This window comes from Ralstonia flaminis (assembly GCF_958415495.1).
Lineage (GTDB): Bacteria > Pseudomonadota > Gammaproteobacteria > Burkholderiales > Burkholderiaceae > Ralstonia > Ralstonia flaminis.
This window is the reverse complement of sequence record NZ_CATZLL010000003.1, coordinates 142703-163704: the sequence shown is the minus strand read 5'-3', so window position 1 is coordinate 163704 and position 21002 is coordinate 142703. Positions and strand designations below refer to the sequence as shown.

Genomic DNA, 21002 nt, shown 5'->3' with positions numbered 1-21002 from the left:
AGCCGGGCAGCGCATCCCCAATTTTGGGGATGGTGCAAACGGACAACGGAGGGGGGATTCCGCGCCTGGGAATCAGCGCCCGCCAGAGCAATCCAGCAGCGCACCAGTCACGTACGACGCTGCGTCGGAGAGCAGCCAGACGATGGTCTCGGCCACTTCTTCCGGCTTGCCCGGGCGGCCGATGGGGGTGGCGGAGCCCAGCCGCTGTGCGCGGTCAGGCTGTCCGCCCGAAGCGTGGATGTCGGTCTCGATCAGGCCGGGGCGTACGGCGTTCACGCGCACGCCGTCGCGGGCCAGCTCGCGCGCCAGGCCCAGCGTCATGGTATCGACCGCGCCCTTGGACGCCGCGTAGTCTACATACTCGTGTGGCGAGCCCAGCCGCGACGCCGCAGACGACACATTCACCACCGCACCGCCTACGCCACCGCGCGACGTCGATAACCGTCGCGCCGCCTCACGCGCCACCAGAAAGGCGCCCAGCACATTGGTCTCGAACATCGTGCGCAAGCGGTGCGTGGTCATGTCGGCCACGTCCTGCGCCTCGGCCACGATGCCGGCGTTGTTGACCACACCGTGCAGCGGCCCGAAGCGCCCGGCGGCGGCCTCGAACAAGGCGATCACATCCTCATCGCTCGACACATCGCCCTGCACCGCCAGCGCGTGTCCGCCGGCCTGTTCGATCAGGCCGACCGTCTCCTCGGCTGCAGCGCGATTGCCGCGGTACTGCAGCGCAACAGACCAACCGCGCTGTGCGCACAACACTGCCGTGGCGCGGCCGATACCCCGGCCCCCGCCGGTGATGACGATGGTCTTGGACATGCTGGTCTCCCGATGTGTTGTTGTGTTCGCATTGTGCCGGGGGATCGGTTTTCAGGCACAGAGGGAGTTGTCCGAATCCGGCGAACACATGCGACCCGACAGGGCTAGACTAGGCTCCAAACTCCCCGACCACCACCATGCATCTCGACCACGACGCCTGCTACCACGCCGTGCAATCGCGCGACCGGCGCTTTGACGGTTGGTTCTTCGTGGGCGTGACTTCCACCGGCGTATATTGCCGGCCGATCTGTGCAGTCCGTACACCGCAGCAGAAGAACTGCCGCTTCTTCATCGCAGCCGCCGCGGCCGAGCGCGCGGGCTTTCGCCCGTGCCTGCGCTGCAGGCCGGAGCTGGCACCAGGGCACAGCCTGGGCGAGATGTCGTCCAATCTCGCGCGCGCGGCCGCCCGCATGATCGACGAGGGTTTCCTGCAGGAGCACAACCTGGCGGCACTGGCGGCAGCCGTGGGCGTGACGGATCGCCATCTGCGACGCATCTTCCGCGCGGAGTTCGACGTCTCCCCCATTGAATATGCGCAAACGCAGCGCCTGCTGCTCGCCAAGCAACTGCTGACGGATACGACCCTGCCCGTCGGCGACGTAGCCTTTGCAGCGGGCTTTGGCAGCGTGCGGCGCCTGAACAGCGGGTTTGCCGAACACTACGGCTTTGCCCCAACGCGCCTGCGCACCCGCACTGCCGTTGCAGCGGCCACGGATGACGGCCCCACGCTCATGCTCGGCTACCGTCCACCGTTCGCGTGGCATGCACTGCTCGACTTCCTGCGCGCCCGTGCGGTCGATGGCGTGGAGGTGGTCGATGCCGACAGCTACGCACGCACGATCACCGTCGACTATGCCGGTGCACGGCATACCGGCTGGCTGCATGCGCGCAACGTGCCGCAACGCCATGCCATCGCACTCACCCTGTCGGCCAGCCTGCTGCACGCCATGCCACCCGTGCTGGCCCGCGCACGGCGCCTGTTCGATCTGGATTGCCGGCCTGACATGGTGGACGCGCATCTTGGCGCGCTGGCGGACGACATGCCGGGCCTGCGCGTGCCCGGTGCAGTGGACGGCTTCGAGATTGCGGTGCGCGCCATCGCGGGGCAGGTGATTTCACTGGCGCAGGCGCGGCGCATCCTGGCACGCATGACGGCTGCGCATGGCACCGCGTTGGCGCAACCGCGCGAGAGTCTCTCGATGACATTTCCATCCGCTGCCACGCTGGCACGGGTCGACCCGCACGCGCTGTCTGTCGAAACCGGCCTGCAGGCCAGCCGCGCCGCTGCGGTGGTTGAACTTGCCCGCGCCATCGATAGCAGCCAGTTGCGGCTGGAGCCGCTGGTGCCGCTCGCCCCCACGCTGGCCGCACTGCAGGCGTTGCCCGGTATCGGCGAATGGACCGCGCAGTACGTCGCCATGCGTGCGCTCGGCTGGCCCAACGCGTTTCCGCTGGGCGACTACGTGCTGCGCAAGCGCCTGGCCAACGGCGATGGCGCCTTACCCACGCGCCGCGCCATGATCGAGCGCGCCGAACCGTGGGCCCCGTGGCGCGCTTACGCCGCCATGCATCTCTGGCACCGCGACGATGCGCTCCACCCCGAGCCAGCCGACGCACCCGTTGCCGTGACGAGCTGACCGCCATGTACCGCCACACCTTCCCCTGCCCACTGGGCGATCTGCTGTTGACTGCCACATGCACGCATCTGACCGGCGCGTTCTTCACCGGCCAGAAGACGATTCCCGTGAACGCCGCGCGCATGGCACCGGGCGCTGACTTATCGATCATCTGTGAAGCGCAGGCGCAGTTCGAGGCGTACTTTGCCGGCAAGCTGCACGTCTTCGATCTGCCGATGGCACCTGCGGGCACCTCGTTCCAGCAGGATGTCTGGCGCCTGCTGTGCGAGATTGGCTTCGGCCAGCGCAGCACTTATGGCCAGATCACCGCGCACCTGGGCCTCACGCGCGAGCACGCACGTGCCGTTGGCACGGCGGTGGGGCGCAACCCAATCTCGATCGCCATCCCCTGCCACCGCGTAGTGGGTGCCGCCGGCGCCCTCACCGGGTATGCCGGCGGCCTGCCGCGCAAGGCCGCGCTGCTGCGGCTCGAAGGCCACCCCGCGCAGGTGGGTGAACGGCTGCCGATGCTTGACGACAACCGCCAGGGCACGCTGGATCTGGTATCAGCGTAAAACGATTGAAGCGCGGACAATGGCGTCCGCCCCCTCCCGATTTCACTCACCCGACAACGATAACGAGACAACCCCATGCGCCGCTCCGATGTGCTGGAACTCCTGACGCTTGCTGCCCTCTGGGGCGGCTCCTTCCTATTCATGCGTGTTGCTGCGCCGCAGTTCGGACCGGTTGCGCTGATCGCGCTGCGCGTGGCCATCGCCTCGTGCTTCCTGGTGCCAGTGCTGACCTGGCGCGGAGGCATGGGTGCGCTGCGTGCGCACTGGCCGCATCTGCTGGCCGTTGGGGTACTGAACTCGGCCATTCCGTTCTGCCTGTTCGCCTATGCTGAGCTGACGCTCACGGCCGGCTTCACGTCGGTACTGAACGCCGCAGCGCCGCTGTTCGCAGCCATCGTTGCGTTTGCGTGGCTGGGCGAGCGCATCTCGTCGCTGCGTGTGCTGGGGCTGGCCATTGGCTTTGTCGGCGTGATCGTGCTGGTGGGTGGGTCGTCCGCCATCGATGCTACGCAGGGCGGCGTGGCGGTGGCAGCGGCGCTCTCAGCCACGGTGCTGTATGGCGTGGCCAGCAGCTACACCAAGCGCTTCCTGACCGGTGTGCCCCCGCTGGCTGTCGCCACCGGCAGCCAATTGGCGGCAACCATCGTGCTGGCACCACTGGCGGTGTGGCTATGGCCCGCGCATACGCCCACCGGCAGCGTGTGGCTGCACGTGATTGCCTTGGGCATTGCCTGCACAGGCATCGCCTACATCCTGTTCTTCCGCCTGGTGGCCCACGTGGGGCCGACGCGCGCGGTATCGGTCACCTTCCTGATCCCGGTGTTTGGCGTGCTGTGGGGCATCCTGTTCCTTGGCGAACAACTCACGCTCAACATGGTGTTGGGCTGCGCGGTGATCCTGCTTGGCACGTCGCTGTCGACCGGCGTGCTGGCGCCGGGCAAAAAGGTGAGTACTGCCAACGAGAAGGATTCGCTTTCGCGTTCGGGCCGCTGATGATGTTCTTTTTGTGAAATCTCGCCCGCCAGGCCGGGCGAGATCAATCTGCTTGACCGGCGCGTGCGTTAGGGTGACGTTTCCTCACTAGAGAAGACGTCACCATGCCCCCTTCCCCAGAGCGCTACGCCCGCCCTTCCGTCGTCCTGCATTGGCTGATGTTCCTGCTGTTTGCGGGTGCGCTGGCGGCCATCGAATACAAGGGCACGCTGCCCAAGGGCTCCGCCGGTCGCGCACTGTTCACCTCCATCCACATGATGCTGGGACAGTGCATCCTGCTCTTCGCCTGCGTACGCGTCTGGGCGCGCTGGCGTTACACCGCGCCGGCAAACATCGGCGCAGCCTGGCAGATCGCCAGCGCCAAACTGGTGCACTGGGTGCTGTACGCCATCATGTTTGCCATGCCCATCAGCGGCATCCTGTTCGTGCAGGCCGCCGGCAAGGACGTCACCTTCCTCACGTGGACGCTACCCCGATTTGTGGCAGAAAACCCCGATTTGAAGTCGACACTTAAATCGGCACATGAGTTTGTCGGCAATGCGGTGTATTTCATCGTTGGCCTTCACATTGTGGGGGCGCTTTGGCACCAATTCGTGCACCGCGACAAATTGCTGACACGAATGCGATAAATCCTCGCTTTGCAACAAATACCTTGCCATCCAGTCGTCATAGAAACTTCTTCCATGGCCTCAGCAAAGGTTCTACAGCCAGAACTTAAAAATTCTAAAAACTGAGATAGACGCCATAAACATCTAATTTTGCGCAATCGATCTTAACCATTCGATAATCCGATTTCAGAAAACTGCATCACCGAAATCGGGTTTTTCCGATTGTTACGTAGATTTTCTTTGCTATGCTCGGGCCTCGGTCGAAGAGGGGCGTGCAAGGGAATCGCGCAATCGCATTTGCGCATGGCAATTCCCGGTGGCTGGCGGATCCTCCGCTACGCGGCCAACCGCGCACGCTCCAGTCAAATACGTTGGATACGCGCATGCTGGACGTCTACCTGAACAAGCATCTGATCGGTCAACTGTCGTGCGACCGCAGCGGTTGGGCGTTCGAATACGATTCGCGGTGGCGGACCTCCTCGCAGGGTTTTGACCTGAGCCCGCATCTGCCGCGCGCCGCAGGCAACATTGCCGATACGGCGAAGGCGCAGCCGGTACGTCACTTCTTTGAATATCTGCTACCTGAGTCGGCACGCGTTGCCCCCAAGGCCGCGGCGGCCGCGCTGGAGCATCTCGCACAGGCTGCACCGCATCTGGATGGCCCGCTATCGCTGGTGCCCACCGGCCTCAAGCCGTGCAACGGCCGCGCAGATGGCCTGTCCGAGCGCGATCTGGTCCTGCAGTTTCAGCAAAGCGTTGGGCGCCCACGCCAGCCCACACCGCTGCGTGTGGCCGAACCGCGCGCGCACTACGGCGTGAGTGCGGCGCCGGAATCCAGCGAGATCAGCCTGCCCTTCCTGGCCTCCAATGGCTTGCCGGTGTCGATGTGGCTGGGCCGCTTTGCCGCGCCAGCCAACGCTGCGCAATCCAGCCATTTTGTGCGATTGGATCTGGGCGAAGGCAGCAACCTGCCCTACGCCACCATCAACCACTGCTGGGCCACGCTGCTCGGCCGCAGCATCGGGCTGGAAACGCCCTTCCTCGGCCTGCGGCAGTTTCCGGAAACCGCCGCCGTCGTGCAGCGCCTGGATCGCACCCTGCGCTGCAAGAGCGACGACACCGCGCTCGTGCAAGCCCGCTATGTCGTGTCCGCTGTGCAGTTGCTCGGGCTCTCACCCGAGCATCGCTTCCTGCCGATCACCGTTGAGCAGGTCGCGCAATGCGCACGCATGTGCGCCGACCCGACAGCCGCCACGGCATCTCTGTTCCGCTGGATGGTGTTCTGCCTGCTGATCGGCGGGCGCAACGCCTCTGCCGGCACGCTGCATTTTCATATCGGCCCGGATGGCGTCCGCCTGGCCGCACACGATCACCTGTTCTGCGCCGCCGTCTACGCCAACGAGTGGGATGCCGATGCGCTGTCGCTCGACGGCGAACGCACCCCCGATGCGCAAGCCCGCTACGACGCCATCGATCAGGATGCCCTGCTGGCCCTGGCCGATCACCTCGGCTACGACGCGGCCCAGGCCCGGCGTGAACTCCTGCGCCTGATCAGCATGCTGGCGCCACAATCGTCGTTCGTGGCGACACATTTGTCGCAAGCACTGGGGCATTCGCCCACGCGCGCCGCAGAGATCGATTTCCTCGCACGCATCCATCGTCACGTATCGGAAACGGCCCGGCGGCTGGGTGGAAAAACAGCTGAAATCTGACGCGGGGCCGAAATCGGCCAACAGGCGATCGAACGGGCTATAGAACGGCAAGGCTGATCGTGCCGTAACGGGCGTAGCCGTGTGCGGCCAGCGTGTCCATCGCCTCGGCTTCAGCACGGGCAAAGGTCAGCGCCAGCACATCGGGGCTGCCAGCCCCGGTGGCAAAGGCTTGATAGGCTTCGTAGGCGTCGCGCGGCGACACGCCGCTGCGCTCAAGCACCCGCTGCGCGGCTTCCAATGCCGCACGAATCGCCGTTTCACCGGGCGGGGCATCGCGAAACGCAAGCTGTAGACAGGACGTCGGATTCATCCGCGTTTCGATCTCTGGAACGGCACACCCAACCCAGTCTAGGAAAACGCCTATCGAGTGCCAAGCGTGATGACCCACACAGGCACGTTGCCGTCGACTTGGGGATACCCCGGGTGCGCACAGCGGCATCCCCCTGCATAATCGAATCGATTGACGAAGCAACGACTTTGCCCACTACGACATGCCAACAAGGAGATGCCCATGACCCACCGCCAGAAGCGCCTGAGACGGACAGCCCTCGCCTGGTTGATGGCCGGGACCGTACTGCCAGCCTTTGCGCAGATTCCGTTCAGCCCCGCCGGCAGTGCATCTGCGCCGGCACAGGCGTCGGTTGCTGCAGGTGGCGGAATCGACGTGGCGCAGATCAAGCCGGCGGTAGACGCCGCGGTCAATGCCGAATACGGCCAGCTCGACTCGCTCTACAAAGACATCCACGCACATCCGGAACTGGCCTTCCAGGAAACGCGCACGGCCGCCAAGCTGGCCGAAGAGATGCGCAAGATCGGTTTTGACGTGACGGAGCACGTGGGCAAAACCGGCGTGGTGGCGGTGTATCGCAATGGCCCGGGGCCGACGATCCTGGTGCGCACCGAGCTCGACGCGCTGCCGATGGAAGAGAAGACCGGCTTGCCCTACGCCAGCCACGTGCACACCAAATGGCGCGGCGAAGACGTGGGTGTGGCGCATAGCTGCGGGCACGACCTCCACATGGCATCGTGGGTGGGCACAGCCAAGACGCTGGTGTCGCTCAAGGACCGCTGGCACGGCACGCTGGTATTCGTGGCGCAACCGGCCGAAGAGACCGTGTCGGGCGCGCAAAGCATGATCGACGATGGCTTCTTCAAGCGCTTCCCGAAACCGGACTATGCGTTTGCGCTGCACACCGGCCCGGGGCCGTACGGTTCGATCGTCTTCAACAGCGGCCCGATCACGTCCAACTCCGATGGGCTGGAGATCACCTTCAAAGGCCGCGGCGGCCACGGCTCCGCGCCTGACAAGACCATCGACCCGGTGATGATGGCAGCGCGCTTCGTGGTGGACTTGCAAAGCGTGATCAGCCGTGAGAAAGACCCGCAAGAGTTTGGCGTGGTGAGCATCGGCGCCATCCAGGGCGGCAGCGCGGAGAACATCATCCCCGACAGCGTGCTGCTGCGAGGCACGATCCGCTCGTACAAGCCGGCGGTACGCCAGAAGATGCTCGACGGCATCCGCCGCACGGCCAAGGCGGTCACCGAGATGTCGGGTGCGCCGGACGCCGAGATCAAGATCACGGAGGGTGGCAAGGCCGTCAACAACGACCCGACCGTGGTGGCACGCACCGAGGCGATGTTCAAGACCGCCTTCGGTAACGACCGCGTGCTGCGCGTGCCGCCGATCACGGCCAGCGAAGATTTCTCGGCATTTGTTGACGCGGGCATTCCGTCGATGTTTTTCTTCATCGGCGTGAATGATCCGCAAACCTTCTTTGCCTCGCTCAAGCCGGGTGCCAAGCCGCTGCCGACCAACCACTCGCCGCTGTTTGCGCCGGTGCCGGAGCCTTCCATCAAGACGGGCGTGACGGCGATGTCGCTGGCGGTGCTCAATGCATTGCAGTGGAACAAGACCACCGGACCCGCGGCCGGACAATAATCGGCGAATCGCCAACGCAAGGCGCGGCGCCACGGCGGCCGCGCCTTTTTGCTTGTCTTTCAGATGGGGACTTTCATGCTTAACCGCTTCATCCGCACCAGCGCATTCGTGCTGTGCGCCGCCTTGGCTGTGCCTGCCCTGGCCCAAACCACGCAAGCCGCCAACCGCCTCGACGAGATCATCGCCCGCGGTACGTTGCGCGTGGGCACCACCGGCGACTACAAGCCCTTCAGCTACAAGAACCCCGCCGACGGCCACTTCATCGGCCTGGACGTGGAGATGGGCGAGCGCCTGGCCCGCGCGCTCGGCGTGAAGCTGGAGGTGGTACCAACCACGTGGTCGACCCTGATGCAGGACTTTGCGGCGGACCGCTACGACATCGCCATGAGCGGCGTGTCGGTGACGCTGGATCGTCAGAAGAAAGCGTTCTACTCGATCCCGTATCAGCGCGACGGCAAGACGCCGATCACGCGCTGCGAGAACCAGGCCAAGTTCCAAACGCTGGCGCAGATCGACCAGCCGAACGTGCGCGCCATCGTCAACCCGGGCGGTACCAACGAGAAGTTCGCGCGCGCGAATCTGAAGCAGGCGCAGATCCGCGTGTATCCGGACAACGTGACGATCTTCAACGAGATCGTTGCCGGCCGTGCGGACCTGATGATGACCGACGCGGTGGAAACCAAGCTGCAGCAGAAGCTACACCCGGAACTGTGCGCCGTGCACCCAGAGGCGCCGTTTGATTTCTCGGAGAAGGCCTACCTGCTGCCGCGCGACGTGGTGTTCAAGAACTTCGTCGACCAATGGCTGCGGCAGACCATGGAAAGCGGAGAGTTTGCCAAGCGCTTTGATGCGTGGCTGGCCTACCCGTGGAACGCGCCGGTCGCCAAGTAAGCCAAGTCCCGCCGGCTCCGGCGCGCTACGCCTCAACCGCACGCCGGGCCGCACGCTGCATCAGCACGATGAGGCAGACGCCATTGAGCACAGCGCCCATCAGCCAGACCGTGCCAGACCAGAACTGCGCGGTGGCCGCATAGACTGCGGTTGCTGCCAGCGGCCCGATCATGGCGGCGACGCTGGCCATGCTGGCTAACGCGCCCTGCAGTTCGCCCTGCTCGTGCTCACTCACCTGGCGCGACAACATCGCCTGCATGGCGGGCATGCCGATCTCGGCCATACACAGCAGCACCATGGTCGGGTAGACCATCCAGCCGGCGCTGATCCACGCCATTGCTGCAAAGCCGGCCATGTCCATCATCACGCTCAACACTACGGCGCGGCGCTCACCCACGGCGCGTGCAATCGGCCCGGTCAAGAACGCCTGCGACAGCGCATGCATCAATCCGTAGGCGGCCAGTGACAGGCCGGCCGCACGCGTGTCCCAGCCGAAGCGCGCTTCACCGTGGATCACCCATAGCGTCTGCGGAATCTGCCCGACGATCTCGATGATGGCCAGCACGATCAGGAAAGGCAGCAGCGTCGGCACGCGCGCCATGCGCCGCAGAGACTGCACCGGCAACAACGTGCGCCAGGCAAACGGCGCGCGCTCGGTACGGCGCGATTCCGGCAGCGCCACGCATGCGATCAGGAAATTGACGCCGTTGAGCACCGCCGCCAGCAGAAACGGCGCGCGCAGCCACCAGTCACCCAGCAGGCCGCCCAGTGCCGGCCCGGCGATGAAGCCCAGACCAAAGCACGCATTCATCAGCCCATAACGGCGTGCGCGGTCCGCCGGTGCGGTGATGTCGGCGATATAGGCCGTGCCCACGGCGTAGTTGGCCCCCGTGATGCCCGCCACCACACGCCCCAGGTACAGCACCCACGCATGCGGCGACAGCGCCATCACCAGATAGTCGATTGCCGCGCCTGCCAGCGACACCAGCAGCACCGGCCGGCGCCCGAACCGATCCGCCAGCGCCCCCAGGATCGGCGCGAACAGGAACTGCATGGCCGCATAGGCGGCGATCAGCAGGCCGAATTCGAATGCGATGTCACCGGTGTGATCGAGCTCGCGCAGCAGGCTCGGCAGGATGGGCATGATGAGCCCGACGCCCATGGCATCGAGCGCCAACGTGGAAAGAATGACGGCAAAGGCAGGCATGCGAACACGCCGCAGGCCCAGGCGGGCGGCGGCGCATGAGGAAAGAAAGTCGCGATGATGCGCCCAAGCGGTGGCGCTGTGCAGCGGGTACGGCGGGTGCGCAAGGCAAGCGCAAGCTTGCCGGCGGGTTCAGCGTCCGCTCAGGTCAGTGCAGGTTGGCGGGGAGGCCGTGCTGCAGGGCGAGTGCGTCGCGCAGCAGCGCATCGGTCATGTCGCGGCCCAGCAGTGCAGGGTCGAAGCGCGCAGAAAAGCGCGTCGAGCACGACTCCACCTGCAGCACGACCTGACCCGGCGGCAGCAGTTCAATGTCGACGTGGATGTCCTCGTCGTCTTCAGTAAAGGAATGCAGCAGGGTGAGCGCGCGATAGCCGTCGGCACGTTCCACCGCGGCTTCCGTCCAGGACGGCGCCAGCAGCGCACAATCGACCAGCGTTTCGGGCTCGTCCGGACGATACAGGTGCAGGCCCATCATGGTGGACGCAGCATCGGCCACGCCCGACCACTCGGCGGCAGGAATCAGATCGCCCAGCAGGCGGACGTCGTCGACAGCGGTATCCGTCTGTACGAAGGCAGCGCCCAGGAAGAACGCGGTCTCATCACGAAACCCGCCCGCCGCCGTGTTGCGCCACAGGCGGTGGCTGCTCTTGCTGCCCAACGCCACCTGCGACAGCACCTTGGCCGCGCGCGCGCCGTCGGCGCCAGACCATTGCTCCACCGCGCCATGCGAGAACAGGCGATCGGCCATCACCAAGCCCACGCCCTCGGGCAGCACACGCGCCTCCAGCCACCGGGCGAGCACATGCACACCACTGAACGGCATCTCCGGGCGCCCGATCGCATGCGCGCGCACGCGGCCGTTTTCCGGCACGTGAAACGGCATGGCAAACAGCCTCGCCTGGTAGGCAACGCCGTCAATCTCGAAACGGGCGATGGACGCAGTGGTGATGGTCATGATGGTCTTCCTTGCAGCAGGGGCGGAAAGCGTCGCCCCTCACCTGCTTCAACGACCGTTCGCGTGGAATGTTTAGTGGCGTACCGCCTTACTGGAGGGAGGGGGAATCCCCAGGTCTGTAATGCGACGCAACAATCTGTCGCACCCTTGGACGGAATTTTTTGCTGGATGCCACCGTCAGATGTTCGCTGTAAGGGTTATCCCGCATCTCATATTCATGTGTCATATCAATGACTTATGTGCAGATTGCGGTGCCTGAGGGGTCACAATTGTTCGTGTTTTTTGAACAAAGAGTTTAAGAGAACTGCTTTTTACCCGCCCAAGCAACGACTAAGCTTATGCCATCGCGTTACTGCACTGCAGCGAATCTGCCCTGTAGCAATGCTCACCCCCCTGTTGTGGAGTCCATTATGAAGACCAAGAACCTGCTTATCGCCTCGCTGATCGCTATTGCTGCTGTGCCCGCTTTCGCAGCCGGCGTGCAGGGCAAAGACCCGTACACCAACGGCCAAGCCGTGACCAAGGGCGACCCGTACACCGATGGTGCCCGCAAGGCTGACCCGTACACCGACGGCGCACTGCGCAAGGCCGATCCGTACACCGATGGCGCCCTGCGCAAGGCAGACCCGTACACCGATGGCGCCCTGGCCGGCAAGCGCGACCCGTTCACCGACGGTCTGTAAGCACATCTGCATCACCCCTGATTCATCTCCCTCCCCGATGCCGGGCGCCCAAGCGGCGCCGGTGCCGGTTTGCTGAGGCGGCCCTTTCCGGCCGCCTTATTTTTTGCCGCGCCGTTACCGGCGACAGCATGCGTGTGGCGCCATCTTTGCTGCGCCACGCATACATAGCAAGGCGTGTTCGCCGCACCGCCTCGCCTCACGCGGTCGCACCCGGTATTACCGGGCTTTCCCCCCCTCAAGCCGCGCCCGCTACGTCCGATAAGATGAATGGCAACCATTGGCACAGCAGCGCCCCCTTGCGCCCGCTGCATAGGACGTGCCCTGCCAAGGCATCCGATTGTCTAGACACCAACATGCGCAAGCGCATCGCCATCGAACACCTGCGGGTGGGAATGTATCTGGAGGAATTTGTCGGCTCGTGGCTGGACCACCCGTTCTGGCGGGCCCGCTTTCGCGTTGAAGATTCCGCCCAGTTGCAACGCCTGCGTGCCAGCGGCATCCGAGAAGTCTGGATCGATACCGCGCGCGGCACCGATGTGGCAGCAGCCAACGCTGCGCCACCCGCACCACCCAGCCCGCCGTCCGCACAGCCGGACGCCGGCATCATGCCGCGCCCCATCACCTACGCGGAGGAGATGCGCCGCGCCGGACGACTGATCAGCAAGGCAGAAGTTGCCGTCAAGGCGATGTTCTCCGACGCCCGCATGGGCCGCACCATCGAGGCGCGCGACGCGTTGCCCCTGGTCGAGGCGATCTCCGGCTCGGTCGACCGCCACCCGAGCGCGCTGATCAGCCTCGCGCGCCTGAAGACGAAAGATCGCTATACGTTTCTGCATTCCGTGGCCGTGTGCGCACTGATGGTGTCGCTCGGCCGCCAGCTCGGCCTGTCCGATGATGAAGTCCGTGACGCGGGCCTGGCCGGCCTGCTGCACGACATCGGCAAGATCGCCATTCCGCCCGAGGTACTGAACAAACCGGGCGCGCTCACCGCCGATGAGTTCCGTACCGTAATCGTTCATCCACAGGCCGGGCACGACATCCTGGTGGGCGACACCCAGATGCGCGATATCGCGCTGGACGTCTGCCTGCACCACCACGAGCGCATGGACGGCACGGGCTATCCGCACAAGCTGGCCGGCGAGGGCATCTCGTTGTTTGCGCGCATGGGCGCCATCTGCGATGTGTATGACGCGGTCACCTCCGACCGCCCCTACAAGAAGGCATGGGAGGCTGCCTACGCGATCCAGCGCATGGTCGAATGGCGCGGCAACCATTTTGACCCGATGGTATTCAACGCCTTCGTCAAAAGCGTGGGCATCTATCCGGTGGGCTCACTGGTGCGATTGCGCTCGGGCAGGCTGGCTGTGGTCATGCAACACACGCCGGGCGCGTTGCTCACGCCCACGGTCAAGGTATTCTTCTCCATATCGTCGGGCACGCGGATTGCGCCCGAGCTCATCGACCTGGCACACACCGGCGATCAGATCGTTTCACGAGAAGAACCCAGCGACTGGGGCCTGACCGACCTCAACGAACTTTGGATACACGGCGACTGACCTGTAGTTTTCCCCTCCGGCGTTGCCTCGTGTGGCTCGCGTTGGGCTGGCTGGCGTACAGCACATCGGCGATTGCAGAGCCTGCGCTGCGCATTGGCTCCAAGCGCTTCACCGAGTCGTACGTACTGGGCGAAATCCTGACGCAAACCGCCGGCCAAGTCGGCCCCGCCGAACACGTACCCGGCCTGGGCAACACCGCCATCGTCTTCGCGGCGCTCCAGAACGGCAGCATTGACGCCTACCCCGACTACCTCGGCACCATCGCCGCCGAGATCCTCCACCTGCCGCAGGCACAAGCTGCCAACCCAGATCAGACCGCACTGCTGGCCGACGTGAACCGTGCGCTTGGCCCCATGGGCCTGGCTGCGGGCGTGCCGCTCGGTTTTGAAGATACCTACGCACTCGCCATGCGCGAGGCCGATGCCGAACGCGAGCACATCCGCACGCTCGCCGATCTGGCGACCCACCCGGCGCTGCGCCTCGGCCTGTCGCACGAATTTCTCGGCCGCACCGACGGCTGGCCGGCCATCGCAGCACACTACGCGCTGCCACAACATCCAACCGGCCTCGACCATGGCGTTGCCTATGACGCGCTGCGTGCCAGGCAAATCGACGTGATCGACATCTACTCTACCGACGCCAAGATCCGCCGCGAGCATCTGCGCGTGCTCGACGACACCGCGCACGTCTTCCCGCGCTACGACGCGGTGCTGCTCTACCGCAGCGACGTTGCGCAGAAACACGCGGCGCAATGGCAGGCCATCTCGGCACTCACCGGCCGTATCCAGCGAGACGACATGGTGGCGATGAACGCAGCGGTCGAGCTGGAGGGCCAATCGTTCTCGCAGGTCGCGCGCCAGTTTCTCGCCGGGCAGCACAATGCGCCGGCCGCCACGCCGGCCCGGGCGTTCTTCGCACAACTGACCGATGGCCTGTGGCAATTGACGCAACGGCACCTCATGCTGGTCGGCATCTCAACGGGCGTTGCGGTATTGCTTGGCGTGCCGCTGGGTCTGGCTGCCGCACGGCGGCGGATCAAGCAGCCGATCCTTGCCGTGGTGGGCGTGCTGCAGACGATTCCATCGCTGGCGCTGCTGGCCATGTTGATCCCCATTGTCGGGTCGATCGGCGTGGTGCCGGCGCTGATCGCACTGGCGCTGTATGCGCTGCTGCCCATCGTGCGCAACACCATCGTCGGCCTGGAACAGGTGCCCGATGGCCTGCGTGATGCAGCACTGGCACTCGGTTTCACGCCCGCGCAGCGCACGCGCGTGGTGGATCTGCCGCTGGCGCTACCGGTCATCCTGGCCGGCATCAAGACGGCCGCCGTCATCAGCGTGGGCACCGCGACCATCGCCGCGTTCATCGGCGCAGGCGGCTATGGTGAACGCATTGCGACCGGGCTTGCACTCAACGACAGCGCAACGCTGCTGGCTGGCGCCATCCCTGCTGCCATCCTGGCGCTGCTCGTGCAGGGGGTATTCGAGGTCATCGAATGGCAGCTGCGCCGGCATGGGGGCAACACACCCAATCGGTAGCAAGCGCAAGCGCGGACGTTCCATTACCATGCGCGGACCATTCGATCGCTCGCCTCCCCGCTCATGTCCACGCTTTCGCTCTCCACCGCCCTGCTCGTTGCAGCGGCCGGCGTCTATGCCGGTGCGCAGAATGCCATAGCCGGCGGCGGATCGTTCATCACATTTCCGGCGTTGCTGTTGGCGGGGCTCAACCCGCTGGCCGCCAACATGACCTCGACGATCGCGCTGTTCCCCAGCCAGATCACCACGTCGGTAGCCGGGCGCAAACTGGCTGGTGGCGTGGATGCCGGCGAGCACCACCTCTCGCTCAAGACGCTCATCATCATCAGCCTGATTGGCGGCGTACTCGGCGCGCTGTTGCTGCTGGCGACGCCGCCGTCATTCTTCGCCAAGCTGGTGCCGTACCTCGTGCTGTTTGCCACCAGCGTGTTTGCGTGGGGAAGCTTCCGGCGCAAGCCGCTGCATGCCGCCACCGGCCTGTCGAGCACGACGTTGGCGACGATCCAGTTTGCGATTGCCATCTACGGCGGCTACTTCGGCGGCGGGATCGGGTTTCTGATGCTGGCGGCACTCACCGTAGCAGGACAGCAGGTACGCATGGCGGTGGCCACCAAGAACGTGCTCGCCATGACGATGAACGCGTCTGCGGTGGCGGTGTTTGCCTTCTCGCCGCAGGTGAACTGGCTGGCGGTGCTGGCCCTGGGCATCGGCGGCATCGCAGGCGGGTTTGCCGGTGCGTGGCTGGTTCACCGGCTGCCAGAGAAGGTGCTGCGTGGCTTCGTGGTGGTGGTTGGGGTTGTGTTGACGGTTTGGTTGTTTGTGCGTGCTTGAGCCTTGATTTGGGACTGGGTGGTCCACCTCCCTTTCGTTCCCTGCCGGGACCGACTCACTTTCTTTGTCTTGCCAAAGAAAGTAAGCAAAGAAAGGCGCGCCCGATGCGGCGAAAGACTCCTTGAATTTCCGTGACCGTGCGGGGAAGGAGGCAAACTCGCTACGCTCAAACAAGCCTCCTTCCTTTTTCCGCCCGCTCACAAAAATTCAAGGCGCCGCATAGGGCAGGGAAAGTCAAAGGCAAAAAGACAAACCATCTGGATGCCAGCCAGAACGACAAAGGCCAACCTCGCGAGGGGTTGGCCTTTTTCTTTTGACGTTAGGCCCTTGATGGCGCCTTGGATTTTTGTTGCGGGGAGGATAAAGAGAGGAGGCTGTCTGAGCGAAGCGAGTTTGCCTCCTCTCCCTCCCCGCGACAAAAATCCAAGGAGGGGGTCGCCATCTCGGGCGCGCCTTTCTTTTGCTTACTTTTCTTTGGCAAGACAAAGAAAAGTGAGTCAGCCCCGGCAGGGGATGAAACAAGAGATGCACCACCCACCAAAAAAATAGGGAACGCACCACAAAGGCCCATTCCCTGCTGCACCAGAACTCACACCAAACCAATCAAACAATACCCGTCGCGTAAAACACAGCAATCACGAAGAACACAGCCAGCGTCTTGATGATCGTGACGCAAAACACATCGCGATACGCCTCGCGGTGCGTAAGCCCGGTCACGGCCAGCAGCGTGATGACGGCGCCGTTATGCGGCAGCGTGTCCATGCCACCCGAGGCCATCGCCGCCACGCGGTGCAGTACCTCCATCGGAATGCCCGTCGCCTGCGCAGCCTGCACGAACTGATCCGCCATCGCCGCCAGTGCAATGCTCATGCCGCCCGACGCAGACCCAGTGATACCCGCCAGCGTGCTCACCGTCACCGCTTCGTTGACGAGCGGGTTCGGAATCGCGCGCAGCCCATCGGCCAGCACCAGGAAGCCCGGCAGCGCTGCAATCACGCCCCCAAAGCCGTATTCCGATGCCGTGTTCATTGCAGCCAGCAGCGCGCCGGACACGGCCGACTTGCTGCCTTCTGCAAAGCGGCCCTTTACGGCGCGGAAGCCGAATACCAACACCACGATGATGCCGATCAGCAATGCGGCCTCCACGGCCCAGATCGCGGTCAGCTTGTCAGCCTCGACCGTCAGCGGCTTGGGCAGGCCCGGCAGCGCAACGGTGACGACCTTGCCGTACCACGTCGGAATCCAGCGCGTGAACAGCAGGTTCATCACGCCCACCAGCACCAGCGGCGACAGCGCAATCAGCGGATGCGCCAGCGTGCCGGTTTCGGCCGTTTCCGGCTCGTTCACCAGCTTGGTGAGGCCATGGTCATAACCGTGGCCGTTGCGCAGTGCTACGCGGCGGCGCCACTCCAGATAGGCCATGCCCACCACGATGATGAACAGCGCACCGATCGTGCCGAGCCACGGCGCGGCCCACGAGGTCGTGTGGAAAAACGTGGTCGGGATGATGTTCTGGATCTGCGGCGTGCCCGGCAGTGAATCCATCGTGAACGAGAACGCGCCCAGCGCGATCGTGCCCGGGATCAAGCGCTTGGGGATATTGCCCTGGCGGAACATCTCCGCCGCAAACGGGTACACCGCAAACACCACAACGAACAGCGATACACCACCGTACGTCAGCAGCGCACAAACCAGCACGATGGACAGCATCGCACGCTTGGCACCCACCACGCGGATGACCGACGCCACGATCGAGCGCGAAAAGCCAGACAGCTCGATCACCTTGCCGAACACGGCGCCGAGCAGGAACACCGGGAAATACAGTTTGACGAAGCCGACCATCTTCTCCATGAAGATGCCGGAGAACACCGGTGCCACGGCCGAAGGGTCCGTCAGGAGCACCGCGCCCAAGGCGGCCAGCGGTGCAAACAGGATGACGCTATAGCCACGGTATGCGGCGAACATCAGAAATGCCAGCGCAGCCAGCACGATGATGACGGACATGAACAATCTCCTCGCATTCTTCTTTTTTGAACCTGCCCGATCCGCAGCAAACGACACCGGAAACAGGTTCTTGGGAGCGAAGGATTGTATGTCGCAATGCAGCAGATTCCGTTACGCAATCACGCGTATTGAACTGTCGGCAGAACTGGCGTTGCGCCGCGCCAGACGTGCGTCTTCGTGAGACAGATGTGACAGATCAGTGACGATGGCCCCAGCCGCCACGTCCCCAGCCCCGGCCGCGGCAGCCCCAGCATCCGCCGCCGCCAATCCACACGCTGCCAAACACGGGGGCTGGATAGAACGCAGGACCATAGTAGTAGTAAGGGTCGTACGGGTAGGCCGGGTAGGCCGGGTATGAGGCGACCGGTACCGGCGCAACCGCCGCCGGGGCAATCGGATTGCCATAGGCGTCGTAGTACGGCGCGACCACGCAGCCGCTCAGCAGGGCCGCTGCGCACACGGCCAGCGCACCGGGCAGGATGGCACTCAGCCGGGCGCGTTGCGATGTCGGGTCCATGATGTGCTCCGTCAGATGCATGTGCATATGCATTGGACAGCGTTTGGCCCATTCGATTCCAAGGACTTCTGATACTGGCGCTGCCAATCGCTGCTGAATCACTTACCATGGCCGCTTCGCTGCTGCGCGGGGGAGCTCGGGGGAGAAAGCGCGGCGGACGATATCCACACATATATTGGAGGACACATCCATGCAAGCCACCGAAGCCACGACTGCGCCCGCCCAGGGCAATCGTGCACCGGCCCAGGCCATCTCCGCAGCTACCCGACGCAAGGCCATCATTGCCGCCACCATCGGCAACGGCCTCGAGTGGTTCGACTTCACGGTCTACAGCTTCTTTGCCGTCATCATCGCCAGGCTGTTCTTTCCCACCGGCAATGACTTCACCTCGTTCATGCTGACGGTCGCCACGTTTGGCGTGGGCTTCTTCATGCGGCCGGTCGGCGCCGTGGTGCTCGGCGTCTACGCCGACCGCGTGGGTCGCAAGGCAGCGCTCACGCTCACCATCATGCTGATGGCGCTGGGCACAGCCATCATCGGGCTGGCACCGACGTATTCGCAAATCGGCATCGGCGCGCCGATTCTGATCGTGATCGCACGGCTCATCCAGGGCTTCTCTGCCGGCGGTGAAGTCGGCGGTGCCACGGCCTTCCTGATCGAGTATTCGCCGGACGAGCGCCGCGGCTACTTCGCCAGCTGGCAGCAGGCAAGCCAGGGCATTTCGTTCATCCTCGGTGCAGCCATGGGTGCGATCGTCACCAACGGCCTGTCGCCCGAGCAGATCGACGCCTGGGGCTGGCGCATTCCGTTCTTGTTCGGCCTGCTGATCGGCCCGGTCGGCATGTACATCCGTTCGCACCTGCACGAGCCGCCCGCATTTGAAGAGCAGAAGACCAAGGCCGCGAAGGAGTCGCGCCTCGCGCCGCTCTCGCAGGTGCTGCGCGACCATCCGCGTGAAGTGCTCGGCGGCCTGGGGGTGACCATCCTCTGGACGGTCTGCACGTACACGCTGGTGTTCTACATGCCGACGTACGCCAAGCAGCAACTCGGCCTGCCGCTGGGTGCAACGTTCCAGTCGACGGCACTGTGCGGCGCGATCATCTTCGTGCTGTGCCCGATCATGGGTACGCTGTCTGACCGCATCGGGCGCAAGCGCATGCTGGGCACGGTGGCACTCATCATCGCTGCCGCTGCGTATCCGCTCTTCCACTGGCTGAACGTCAACCCGACCGTGCAGACACTGCTGCAGGTGCAGGTGATCCTGGGTGTGCTGTTGGCGGCGTTCACGGGCCCGGCGCCGGCCGTGCTGGCCGAGCAGTTCCCGACGGCGGTGCGCTCCACCGGCCTATCCATTTCCTACAACCTGGCGGTGACGATCTTCGGCGGCTTTGCTCCGCTGATCGTGACGTGGTTGATCGCCAGCACGGGCAGCAAGCTGGCGCCGTCGTATTACGTGATGGTCGCGGCCATCATCAGCGTGTGTGCACTGTCGCTGATGCACGATCGCACAGGCAAGCCAATCGAGAAGTAAGCAACGGAAATCACTCGACTCGGCAACGGCCGGTGGCTCAACCCACCGGCCGTTCGTCTTTTGCGGCCAGCAATGCGCCGTTCTCCAACACACGCACGCCGGGTGCATCCACACGTGCGGCGCTCACCAGCGCCGCCGCCACCGACTCCGCCGGCACGGGCCGCCACACGGTCGGCACCATCCATCCGATTGCGTGCGACAGATTTTGCGCAATGCGTTCGCCGAAGCGGAATTCACTGCGCTTGCCGAGCAACAGCGATGGCCGCACGATCGTGACCGATGGAAAGCCGATCGACAGGATGTCCGCTTCCACCTCACCCTTGCACCGATTGTAAAAAACACCCGAGCGCACATCGGCGCCCAGCGCGCTGACCAGCAAGAAATGATGCGCCCCGGCTGCGAACGCGCGCCGCGCCAGTTCCGCCGGATACTCAACATCAACGCGCCGGAATGCCGCCTGCGAACCGGCCTGCCGAATGGTCGTGCCCAGCGCGCAAATCACGATATTTGCAGCCAAGGCGGCGCGCGCTTCGGGTGCATCCAACCGATCGAAATCGACCACGCGTTCACGCAACCTGCCGGGCATTGCCTGCCCTGCTGTCAAGGCCCCTTGGCGGCGCACCAACGCCGTTACGCTACCGGCCCAGGTCTGGGCGACCAAGCGGCGCACCACCGCGCGGCCCACCAATCCGTTGGCGCCAGCGACAAGCACGGCTGGTCCGCGTGGCTGTTCGGCGGCATCGCCATCGCCCGCGAAGCCTTGTGCGACAGGCGTTTGCGAACTCGACATGATGTTCTCCATAAGGTTTGCATGGGCTGCGAATACACAGTGTACGGCGGCTTTCGCACCAATTTCCGGTGCCGGGCTTGCGCGCTTTCGGTGCATTCCGGGTGCGAGCAAGGCTGACGGAAATGCAAACAAACCCCGTCGATATCAGGTGTTTCCCGTATGCCCGCCCCGCAAACGTAGACGGGACAAGTGTCGGTTACGAGCAACGGCCCGCAAAGCCTTGCAGGGAGGGGATGTGCA

The 21002-nt window shown here is 64.5% G+C and carries 19 protein-coding genes; 12 read left to right on the top strand and 7 right to left on the bottom strand.

Annotated features, from left to right (window positions below):
* Positions 1 to 72: 72 nt before the first annotated feature.
* On the bottom strand, positions 73 to 819 hold the full coding sequence (locus tag R2N11_RS05535) for an SDR family oxidoreductase (protein WP_316680432.1): 747 nt from the start codon (positions 817 to 819) through the stop codon (positions 73 to 75).
* Positions 820 to 956: 137 nt separating this feature from the next.
* Here R2N11_RS05535 and R2N11_RS05530 point away from each other — a divergent pair, with 137 nt between their 5' ends.
* The 5 genes from R2N11_RS05530 to R2N11_RS05510 all read left to right on the top strand — a co-directional run bounded on the left by R2N11_RS05530 (position 957) and on the right by R2N11_RS05510 (position 6323).
* Positions 957 to 2456 carry a DNA-3-methyladenine glycosylase 2 family protein gene (locus tag R2N11_RS05530; RefSeq protein ID WP_316680431.1) on the top strand — a complete coding sequence of 500 codons (1500 nt, stop codon included), beginning with the start codon at positions 957 to 959 and terminating at the stop codon, positions 2454 to 2456.
* A gap of 5 nt (positions 2457 to 2461) precedes the next feature.
* Positions 2462 to 3010 (top strand): methylated-DNA--[protein]-cysteine S-methyltransferase, encoded by a 549-nt coding sequence (locus tag R2N11_RS05525; RefSeq protein ID WP_316680430.1) that lies wholly within the window; start codon positions 2462 to 2464, stop codon positions 3008 to 3010.
* A 75-nt stretch (positions 3011 to 3085) separates the two neighbouring features.
* On the top strand, positions 3086 to 4003 hold the full coding sequence (locus R2N11_RS05520; RefSeq protein ID WP_316680429.1) for a DMT family transporter: 918 nt from the start codon (positions 3086 to 3088) through the stop codon (positions 4001 to 4003).
* Between the two features lie 104 nt (positions 4004 to 4107).
* Complete coding sequence (locus tag R2N11_RS05515; protein ID WP_199028366.1) at positions 4108 to 4632, top strand: cytochrome b; 525 nt, start codon at positions 4108 to 4110, stop codon at positions 4630 to 4632.
* 362 nt (positions 4633 to 4994) lie between these two features.
* Positions 4995 to 6323 carry a HipA N-terminal domain-containing protein gene (locus tag R2N11_RS05510; RefSeq protein WP_316680428.1) on the top strand — a complete coding sequence of 443 codons (1329 nt, stop codon included), beginning with the start codon at positions 4995 to 4997 and terminating at the stop codon, positions 6321 to 6323.
* Positions 6324 to 6360: 37 nt separating this feature from the next.
* Here R2N11_RS05510 and R2N11_RS05505 read toward each other — a convergent pair whose 3' ends face one another.
* Positions 6361 to 6633 (bottom strand): hypothetical protein, encoded by a 273-nt coding sequence (locus R2N11_RS05505; protein ID WP_199028370.1) that lies wholly within the window; start codon positions 6631 to 6633, stop codon positions 6361 to 6363.
* A gap of 201 nt (positions 6634 to 6834) precedes the next feature.
* Between R2N11_RS05505 and R2N11_RS05500 the strand changes: the two genes are divergently transcribed.
* Both R2N11_RS05500 and R2N11_RS05495 read left to right on the top strand, forming a co-directional pair.
* Positions 6835 to 8262, top strand: a complete 1428-nt coding sequence (locus tag R2N11_RS05500) for a M20 family metallopeptidase (protein ID WP_199028372.1) — start codon at positions 6835 to 6837, stop codon at positions 8260 to 8262.
* Between the two features lie 75 nt (positions 8263 to 8337).
* Positions 8338 to 9153 carry a transporter substrate-binding domain-containing protein gene (locus tag R2N11_RS05495; protein ID WP_316680427.1) on the top strand — a complete coding sequence of 272 codons (816 nt, stop codon included), beginning with the start codon at positions 8338 to 8340 and terminating at the stop codon, positions 9151 to 9153.
* A 25-nt stretch (positions 9154 to 9178) separates the two neighbouring features.
* Here R2N11_RS05495 and tet read toward each other — a convergent pair whose 3' ends face one another.
* Positions 9179 to 10360 (bottom strand): Tet(A)/Tet(B)/Tet(C) family tetracycline efflux MFS transporter, encoded by a 1182-nt coding sequence (gene tet / locus R2N11_RS05490; protein WP_199028376.1) that lies wholly within the window; start codon positions 10358 to 10360, stop codon positions 9179 to 9181.
* A 145-nt stretch (positions 10361 to 10505) separates the two neighbouring features.
* Entirely contained in the window at positions 10506 to 11312 is an 807-nt protein-coding gene (locus R2N11_RS05485) for a hypothetical protein (protein ID WP_199028377.1), read from the bottom strand.
* Positions 11313 to 11722: 410 nt separating this feature from the next.
* Here R2N11_RS05485 and R2N11_RS05480 point away from each other — a divergent pair, with 410 nt between their 5' ends.
* From R2N11_RS05480 to R2N11_RS05465, 4 genes are all read left to right on the top strand, one after another.
* A complete protein-coding gene (locus R2N11_RS05480; protein ID WP_021195810.1) occupies positions 11723 to 11995 on the top strand; it encodes a hypothetical protein in 273 nt (90 codons plus the stop codon).
* A gap of 353 nt (positions 11996 to 12348) precedes the next feature.
* Positions 12349 to 13551, top strand: a complete 1203-nt coding sequence (locus tag R2N11_RS05475) for an HD-GYP domain-containing protein (protein ID WP_199028381.1) — start codon at positions 12349 to 12351, stop codon at positions 13549 to 13551.
* Positions 13533 to 15089 (top strand): ABC transporter permease/substrate-binding protein, encoded by a 1557-nt coding sequence (locus R2N11_RS05470; RefSeq protein WP_316680426.1) that lies wholly within the window; start codon positions 13533 to 13535, stop codon positions 15087 to 15089. Before R2N11_RS05475 ends, R2N11_RS05470 begins: the two co-directional genes overlap by 19 nt.
* A 63-nt stretch (positions 15090 to 15152) precedes the next feature.
* Positions 15153 to 15920, top strand: coding sequence for a TSUP family transporter (locus tag R2N11_RS05465; protein ID WP_316680425.1), 768 nt, complete (start codon positions 15153 to 15155; stop codon positions 15918 to 15920).
* A gap of 603 nt (positions 15921 to 16523) precedes the next feature.
* On the opposite strand, the gene R2N11_RS05460 is transcribed toward R2N11_RS05465, so the two are convergent.
* Together R2N11_RS05460 and R2N11_RS05455 are read right to left on the bottom strand one after the other, a co-directional pair.
* A complete protein-coding gene (locus tag R2N11_RS05460) occupies positions 16524 to 17924 on the bottom strand; it encodes a GntP family permease (protein ID WP_199028387.1) in 1401 nt (466 codons plus the stop codon).
* 196 nt (positions 17925 to 18120) lie between these two features.
* A complete protein-coding gene (locus R2N11_RS05455) occupies positions 18121 to 18441 on the bottom strand; it encodes a hypothetical protein (RefSeq protein ID WP_316680424.1) in 321 nt (106 codons plus the stop codon).
* 190 nt (positions 18442 to 18631) lie between these two features.
* On the opposite strand from R2N11_RS05455, the gene R2N11_RS05450 reads away from it, so the two are divergent.
* A complete protein-coding gene (locus R2N11_RS05450) occupies positions 18632 to 19972 on the top strand; it encodes an MFS transporter (RefSeq protein WP_199028391.1) in 1341 nt (446 codons plus the stop codon).
* A gap of 37 nt (positions 19973 to 20009) precedes the next feature.
* On the opposite strand, the gene R2N11_RS05445 is transcribed toward R2N11_RS05450, so the two are convergent.
* Positions 20010 to 20762, bottom strand: coding sequence for an oxidoreductase (locus tag R2N11_RS05445; protein ID WP_316680423.1), 753 nt, complete (start codon positions 20760 to 20762; stop codon positions 20010 to 20012).
* Between the last annotated feature and the right edge of the window lie 240 nt (positions 20763 to 21002).